We start from the raw sequence: 7,858 nt of genomic DNA, 5'->3' as shown, positions 1-7,858 counted from the left end.
AAAGACACAGATTGATATCTATTTAATAGGATGCTATACTCTAATTGCAACTCCTTGGGGAGTCGAAAGGAAAGCGACTCAGAAGGACCTCCCTGTCAGGCGTGCCACCTGGCGGGCTAGCACAACGAAGCAAAAGGACAGGCAAGAACGCAGCCGGCCAATGGTCAGCCATATCCGGATTTCGGCAGGACTGGAAGGGGGCCTCGCTATGTGCTGGCTGATAGTTGCTGCCCTGGTAACGGGAGCAGCGACCGTGCTCCTGAACGGAGGAAGCGAGGCCGGGTTCGGGTAGCTGCCGAGCGGCTGGCGCGGGGACCTTCCTGCAAAGCACCCGCAACGGAAGAGCTGTCGTTATCCTGTGCCTCATTCAGCAATGGATCAACCAGTGGACCTGCAGCGATAGAAAAAGGAGGAACCTATGCATCATCGCACCTGGTCCAGGCGCAACCCAACAGGAGAGAGAAGAAGCTTCTTGCTCCTTATCGAGGCGAGCTGTCTGCTGCTTCTCCTTCTTGTGGGCCTGATGCTGCCAGCGGCGCGGCCTAGCAAAGCCGCCACGGCTGTGGCGAACGAGGGCAGCACCACCTGCCATCTCAAAAATGGCATCAGGCATGTCATTTACATCCAATTTGACAATGTACATCTCATGAGAGACAACCCCAATGTCCCCTCTGATTTAGAGCAGATGCCGCATCTCCTCAACTTCATCGAGAGCAATGGCGTCATGCTCTCCAACAACCACACCCCGCTCATCGCTCACACTGGGACCAACATACTCACCTCCCTCACAGGCGTTTACCCGGACCGTCACGGAGTAGCGATCAGCAACAGTTATCGCTATTTCAACCCTGATGGAAGCAGCAGTCCTGCCTCAGCCTTTGCCTACTGGACGGATCCGGTTTACGATCCCAGCAATCCGACGCCGACCGACACCACCTACAACATGCTCAACGAACTGGGAGCCAATGCCCCAGCGCCGTGGGTGCCCTACACACGAGCTGGCTGCAACGTTGGAGGCGTAGGGGCCTCTAACATCGTCCTGGAGAACATAGGGACCGACATCCCCACTGTCTTCGGAGTCGACTCACCGGAAGCCCGCGAAGTCAAAGCCAATCCGAGCCAGGCCTACGCCGATTTCGTCGGCATCAGCATTCACTGCGCGCGTGGCGATTCCCTCTGCTCCACCGAGCACAACGGCAGGCCTGACCTTTTGCCTGACGAACCCGGGGGCTATCAGGGCTATCAGGCCCTCTTCGGTCACAAATACATTGCTCCCCAAATCAGCCCTGACGGGCCACTTACCGATCTCGACGGGCACATCATCCAGGATTCCCAGGGGCACATAGGCTTTCCCGGCTTTGACGGCATGGAAGCCAGCGTTAGCCTGGCCTATGTAGCCGCTATGCAAGAGCATGGTGTCCCTGTCACCTATGCCTACATTTCCGATGCCCATGACAACCATCCGGGTGGGCCGGCCTTTGGGCCTGGCCAGGCCGGCTATGTTGCTGCCCTGCATGCCTATGATGAAGCCTTTGCCCGCTTCTTCCAGCGACTAGAGCGAGACGGCATCACGCCAGCCAACACCCTCTTTGTCATCACCGCCGACGAAGGCGACCATTTCGTTGGTGGGCCACCGACGCCGACGGACTGCGACGGCGTCAACGTGCCCTGCAACTACAGCATCATCGGTGAAATCAATGTCAACATGACCGGCCTGCTCGCTACCCAGCAGGGCATTACCACCCCTTTTCAACTCCATGCCGATTCTGCCCCGGCCATCTACATCACCGGCAATCCAGGTCGCACCGATCCAGTGACGCGCGCCTTTGAGCGAGCCACCGGCAAGCTCACCGCTGTTAACCCCATCACCGGCAAGAGCGAGTCGCTTACCCAGTACATGGCCGACCCAGTTGAGATGAAGCTACTGCACATGGTCACCGCTGACCCGGCTCGTACGCCTACCTTCGTCTGGTTTGCCAATCCAGACTACTACATCTATGCCGGGCCGGCCAACTGCAACGCGCCCTGTGTTCAGGTTGTACCTACCTATGCCTGGAACCATGGCGATATTGCCCCCGACATCAATCGCACCTGGCTGGGGCTGGTCGGGCCTGGTGTGCGTCATCTAGGTCGCAACGATAGCATCTGGGCCGACCATACTGACATTCGTCCCACCATGATGGAACTGCTCGGCCTCAAAGACGACTATCGTCACGATGGGCGTGTCCTCATTGAAGTTTTGGATGACAGCGCGCTCCCATCGCTAGTTCGGCGCAGCCGAGGACTGCTCCTCCAGCTTGGTCAACTACTCAAGCGCATCAACGCGCCCGTAGGAGATCTGGGGCTGAGCACGCTGCGTATCTCTACCCTGGCGCTCGAGAGCGGCAGCCCTGAGAACGACAGCACCTATACTCGTATGACATCGCAGCTTCAGTTGCTGACCGCCCAGCGTAATGCGTTGGCCGACGAGCTGCTCACCCTCCTGGAAGGGGCTGAGTTCGGCGGTGGCGGACAGCAGGCCGCAGCAAAACTCACCCCGGCCCGTACTGCTACCCTCCTCACGCGGGGGACCAATCTGCTCCAACGTGCTCACGGCCTGACCGCACGGCGCTTGCGCTAGCCTTCCCGACTCCCAGCCAGCCAGTCGGCCGCTCAATCAGGCAGCCAATCAATCCGCTAGCCGCCCTCTCTGCCCCCTCGCTGCAATGACCGCCGAGATGCAGGCGCAGGAAGGCTGGCAGCCTGAGGGGCCGAGGGCGGCCAGGCTGCTGAATATAGATCCGCGGCGATGAAGGTGCGCCCGAAGGCAGGGCAGAGCATACAGCCGGGCCTATCGCGCCTACCAGCAACCGGCGCTAGCACCGCAGGCCGCCCTTGTCGACTCACCGCCCGTGAACTGACTGCAGGCAGGTGTACAACCAGACCGGCACGCTTACTTTCATGATGAAGGCGATCCAGCGCTGTCACATAGTAGGTATAGACGGGGCCAGGAGACACGAGTCGATCAACAAAGACCTGCCAGCCCGTTTCTGCCATCTCCAGACGGTGCTGAGTTGCTAGCAGACTGCGAGGATCGGCCAGAGCACACGGCTCAGAGAGAGCAGAGCCGGTCAGACGGTAGATTGCATAGTAGGTCGCCGTAACCTGAGCGCCAGGGCTATCTTGCCAATGTAGCCTCACTGTCCATCTACCTGCTTGCTGGGGCTGCAACTGAGCTTGCAAGGCTCTGGGAGCTGGTGGAGGGCCACCGCCCAACCAGGGCATTACCGGAATCAGTGCCGGATAGTGATAGAAAGCTGTGCGCAACCAGCGAGCAAAGCCCAGGGGATCAGCCACGAGGGACCCCAACCGAAAGAACAACTCGCCCTTGATCGACGAAAAGCCCAGGTCAAAACGCAAATGGCGGCGCAGCTCCTCTGCATCGTTCCATGCGCCGCCACTCCCCAGCTTATAGGCTGCCTGCCCAATATAGAGGTGAACCCGCCAACCCTCTACCTCATGGACCCACCAGCGCACGAGCGTCGCATAATCAGCACGATGGAAGCCGATCGGCCAGTATAGCTGTGGGACAATATAATCCAGCCACTGATGCCTGATCCACGTGCGCGTATCTGCGTAGAGCGAATCGTAGCTTGTCACAGCCGTCTCGGTGGCCGACCCTGATGGATCACTGCCGCGATTGCGCCAGACCCCAAAAGGACTGACGCCAAACTTTGCCGACGGGCGCAGGCGGTGAATGGTCTGCGCCAGCGCAGCAATCAGTTCATTCACATTGGCGCGTCGCCAATCAGCGATCGAGTGATAGCGACCGGCACCATACTGGCGATACGTCTGCCAATCTGGCAGAGGCAGCTTGTCTATCGGATAGGGGTAGAAATAGTCATCCAGATGAATCCCATCGACATCGTAGCGACGTAGCAGCTCCTCAACCGTCGCCACCAGGAGCCTGCGCACCGCGGGCAGGCCCGGATTTAGATAGAGCGCTCTGGCATAGCGCATGACCCACTCAGGATGCTGACGGGCGGGATTGGTGGGGGCCAGGGCCGCCAGACTATCGTGAAAGCTCACGCGAAAAGGATTCAGCCAGGCATGAAACTCCAGATTCCGCCGATGAGCCTCGCGCAACAGAAACGCCAGTGGATCATAGCCGGGACTGCGTCCCTGAACGCCGCTCAAGTAAGCCGACCAGGGAGCATAGCGCGAAGGGTAGAAAGCGTCTCCCAGCGGGCGCACCTGCACGAACACCGCATTAAAGCCCAGACTGCGTACCTGGTCGAGCAAGAGCCGGGCTTCCTTCTGCTGAACCGTGGCAGGCAAGCCAGGGCGTGAAGGCCAATCTAGATTGGCCACGGTGGCAATCCAGACGCCGCGTAGCTGGCGGTGCGCTGCTCCCTTAGCCGATGAGGGGGGACATGACCAGGCCCTAACCGTGGTTCGATGCTCGCTCTGGACAGGCGTCTGTGCCCAGGCCTGAGCTAACGCCGGTGGCCTGCTGGCTGGTCCAGAGACTAACGTCGCCAGCAACACAGTCAGCAGCCAGACAAGAGCCAATACCGCACGGCACAGATACCTATAAATTCCAACGCCACTACCACATGTGCCCATCTGCTTTTCTCCCCCGCTACCTCGGGATTGATGTAGCCAATAGTGATGATATGTAGGAGTATTGTAGCGTACCCTCTCGTGATTGTGAAATCAAGTTCTTCGATATAATAATCATTCGCGGAGCAGAGAGCACTTCTATGGGTAGCATGGGATAAAGAGGTGGTGAGAAAGTGGAGGAAGAGCAAAGCCAGGCCAGCGATAAGGAGGGCAGCAGGAAAAGCAAGGGGCCAGGGGGACGAAGGGCAAAAGGAACTGAGACCGGCGCTTAAGCGGGCCGGCAGAGGAGGAAGGGAATGAGCAAGAGGCCGAGGCTAGAGCAGAGACTCCACCTCAGCGCGTGTAGGCAGGGAAGGCAAGGCCCCCTTACGTGTCACCGTGATGGCGCCGGCAGCGTTTGCCCAGCGGAGTGCCTCCTCCAGAGGGGCACCCATTGAGAGGCGCGCGGCCAAAGCGCCGCAGAAAGCATCGCCGGCACCGGTTGGATCAACCTGCTGCACATTGAAAGCGCGCTGCCAGCGATGGAAAGGAGGAGCACCATTCTCGCCATAGGTGCACCAGGTAGCGCCCAGCGCACCCAAGGTGATAATCACATGCAAAGGGCCGCGCTCTAGCAAGCGCTCAGCGGCGGTCTTGGCTGTCATAGCAGTATCGACAGTCAGGCCGGCCAGAAAGCTGGCCTCGACTTCGTTGACCACGAGAATATCCACCAGCCTAAAAAGCTCCGCCGGCAGTGGCTCCTGAGGAATTGGCGCGGCGTTCAGGATCGTCACAAAGCCGGCCTCGCGTGCCTGGTGCAAGCCGGTAGCGATAGTATCAATGCGTGTCTCACACTGGGTCAGAAAAACGCCGGGAGCAGTCAGCTCCGAAGGCGGTGCTGAGTTAAGCAACTCCTCCATAGCTCGGCGCACCGTCTCCGCCGACAAGGTCAAGTTTGCACGTGGCAGCGCGATGATGGCATTCTGGCCAATCTCGGTCGCTACCGTCACGCAGCCCACGCCTGTGCCTGTCGTCGCATCGCGGCTGACATAGCTACAATCGACGCCCTCAGCGGCCAGCGCAGGAAAGAAGGCGTCGCCAAAGGAATCCTGACCTACATTGCCGATCAGACTCGTCTGGGCGCCGAGGCGGGCGGCGGTGACTGCCTGATTGAAGCCTTTGCCGCCGATGAAAATGGCAAACTCCTCGCCAATCAAGGATTCCCCGGGGAAAGGAAAGCGAGGCGCACGGGCTACCAGATCAGTCATCAGGCTACCAAGAACAATGACTCTACCCATAAGGGGACCCCCTCAATCCCTTTGGCCGCTTACCGGCCTACCTGCGTGTTGAAAGGTATCTCTATTATAGGGTACGGGCGCGAGAGATGTAAATGCTGTCTCTGCTGAGTTGATCGCAACGCTAGGCTTCGTCGGCATAGGTTGCAGCGAGAGGACGATCGTCCTCAATGCGCCCATCGCGCATAGTGATGAGGCGCTGCGCGCGGCGTGCAACCTCCAGGGCATGCGAAACCCAGACGAAGGTCAGCCCCTGCTCACGGTTCAGCGACAGCATCAGGTCAAGTATTTCCTGACTGGCCTCGCTATCCAGGGCCCCGGTCGGCTCATCGGCCCAGACGATGGCCGGGCGGGTGGCCAGAGCACGCGCGATAGCTACCCGTTGGCACTGTCCACCGCTCATTTCCGCTGGGCGGTGATGAGCCCAGCGGCTCAGACCAACCTGTTCAAGGCTGATAATGGCCCGCTGACGGGCTTCGCGGGCTGGCACTCCGCTCACCAGAAGCGGCAGCTCAATATTCTCCAGGGCTGTCAGAACAGGCAACAAATTGTAGTTTTGGAAGATAAAGCCCATCGAGCGAGCACGAAAGGTCGTTAACTCATTATCAGTCAATTCACGGATATCCTGACCGGCAATGCGGATCGTGCCAGAGGTGGCCCGGTCGAGGCCGCTGAGACAATTCAGCAGCGTAGTTTTTCCGCAGCCGCTAGGACCCATGATGGCTACCACCTCGCCGCGACGGATTTGAAGGCTGATGCCGCGCAGCGCCTGCACTTTAAGAGCCCCTTCGCCGTAGTCCTTGCGCACATCACAAGCCTCAACAATCAACTCCTGTTGTCCTGGTAAACTGGGGATTGCTCTGCTGGGCATGCTCCTTTCCCTTCTCACTTAAGGGCGATGCATGATCTTGCCTGTTGATCGAAGAGGACAATAGCTCCCTCTCAGTCAGTGTAGCCTGAGCTAGCGATAAGCGCAAGGGAGGCCTGGCATGAACGGCAAGGCTCTCATGTCTGGCTATCGATCGGAAAAAGCCGGTGCCTCGTTGTGAGAGCTTTCCTGTTTGAGCTATGGCTATTGAGGCTGGCGAGGCTCTTCCGTCGAGGGGCTGCGTCTGGTCTTCTCCTCTGGACCCGTGCTGCTGCTCTGCCAGGACCGGGCTGGCGGCGCGGGACGTAGGGCGCTTTCGGGTAAAGCTCCTAACGGTGGAGCGTCCGCTGCTGGGGCTGGCGAATCTCCAGTCGTAGCACTGGCGGGAATAGCATGCTCGGCACTGACGGGAGCCGTCGCTGTAATGGGGTCTGAAGTGAGAGCCGGCGGCGCTGCGCCCTCAGGGGCTGATGGTGGCATAACGACCGTGGTCCCATCAGAGACGGGGGCGGCGGCTGCGGCTGCTGCTGGCGGGATAGGGGCCGGCGAGGCATAAGCTACGTTGGGAGCGGGTCCCATTGGCGTGCCAAATGGCAGAGGATAAGCGCCCGCTCCAGCGCTGGAATAGACAGCTTGTGCCGCTGGCGCTGATGGAAGGTAGGGCGGGTAAGCCGCGGGAGAAGGTGTCGCCCCACTGGCAAGCGCCGGAGCAGCAGGCAGGGGACCCGACGCCACAAGCGGCGAAGCGCTAGCCTGGTCCTGTTCCTCGCTATGCTCACCATGCAGGCGATCTAGTTCTTGCTGGATTTCTTTAATGTGTTGCTCCAGCGTGGCCAGCTTCTCACATAACGGCAGCAGCTCGCTCTGTGTGAGTTGTCCGTTGAAATATAGCTCCATGACTTTGTTCGACAGTGTCCGGTGCTCCACACTTGCCTTATAGCTCAGATCATTCAGCACAAGCTGCAGATGCTGGATACGCGCCAGACGGGCAGCCTGCTGAGCCGCTTTTTCCAGGCCATGCTGAATGCTTTCAAGAATGCTCATCAATACACCCCTTCTGCTGCTTGCATACGATATCACCGTTCATGTCTGCCTATCCGGCCCTCATTATAAC

Annotated in this window: 5 protein-coding genes; 1 reads left to right on the top strand and 4 read right to left on the bottom strand. The window is 59.4% G+C overall.

Features of this window, described 5'->3' with window-relative positions:
* Nucleotides 1-418: 418 nt before the first annotated feature.
* On the top strand, nucleotides 419-2,620 hold the full coding sequence (locus IRZ24_RS13755) for a hypothetical protein (RefSeq protein ID WP_297165209.1): 2,202 nt from the start codon (nucleotides 419-421) through the stop codon (nucleotides 2,618-2,620).
* Nucleotides 2,621-2,676: 56 nt separating this feature from the next.
* Here the strand turns inward: IRZ24_RS13755 and IRZ24_RS13750 are convergent, their stop codons facing one another.
* The 4 genes from IRZ24_RS13750 to IRZ24_RS13735 form a co-directional block, all read right to left on the bottom strand.
* The gene (locus IRZ24_RS13750) at nucleotides 2,677-4,605 is read right to left on the bottom strand and encodes a family 10 glycosylhydrolase (RefSeq protein ID WP_297165207.1); all 1,929 of its coding nucleotides are present in this window, start codon (nucleotides 4,603-4,605) and stop codon (nucleotides 2,677-2,679) included.
* A 311-nt stretch (nucleotides 4,606-4,916) separates the two neighbouring features.
* Nucleotides 4,917-5,879 (bottom strand): ribokinase, encoded by a 963-nt coding sequence (locus IRZ24_RS13745; protein ID WP_297165205.1) that lies wholly within the window; start codon nucleotides 5,877-5,879, stop codon nucleotides 4,917-4,919.
* Between the two features lie 121 nt (nucleotides 5,880-6,000).
* Nucleotides 6,001-6,747 carry an ABC transporter ATP-binding protein gene (locus IRZ24_RS13740; RefSeq protein ID WP_297165203.1) on the bottom strand — a complete coding sequence of 249 codons (747 nt, stop codon included), beginning with the start codon at nucleotides 6,745-6,747 and terminating at the stop codon, nucleotides 6,001-6,003.
* Nucleotides 6,748-6,948: 201 nt separating this feature from the next.
* Nucleotides 6,949-7,788 carry a hypothetical protein gene (locus IRZ24_RS13735; RefSeq protein WP_297165201.1) on the bottom strand — a complete coding sequence of 280 codons (840 nt, stop codon included), beginning with the start codon at nucleotides 7,786-7,788 and terminating at the stop codon, nucleotides 6,949-6,951.
* Between the last annotated feature and the right edge of the window lie 70 nt (nucleotides 7,789-7,858).

The sequence above is a fragment of the Thermogemmatispora sp. genome, assembly GCF_019683755.1.
Lineage (GTDB): Bacteria > Chloroflexota > Ktedonobacteria > Ktedonobacterales > Ktedonobacteraceae > Thermogemmatispora.
This window is presented reverse-complemented; position numbering and strand designations above follow the sequence as displayed.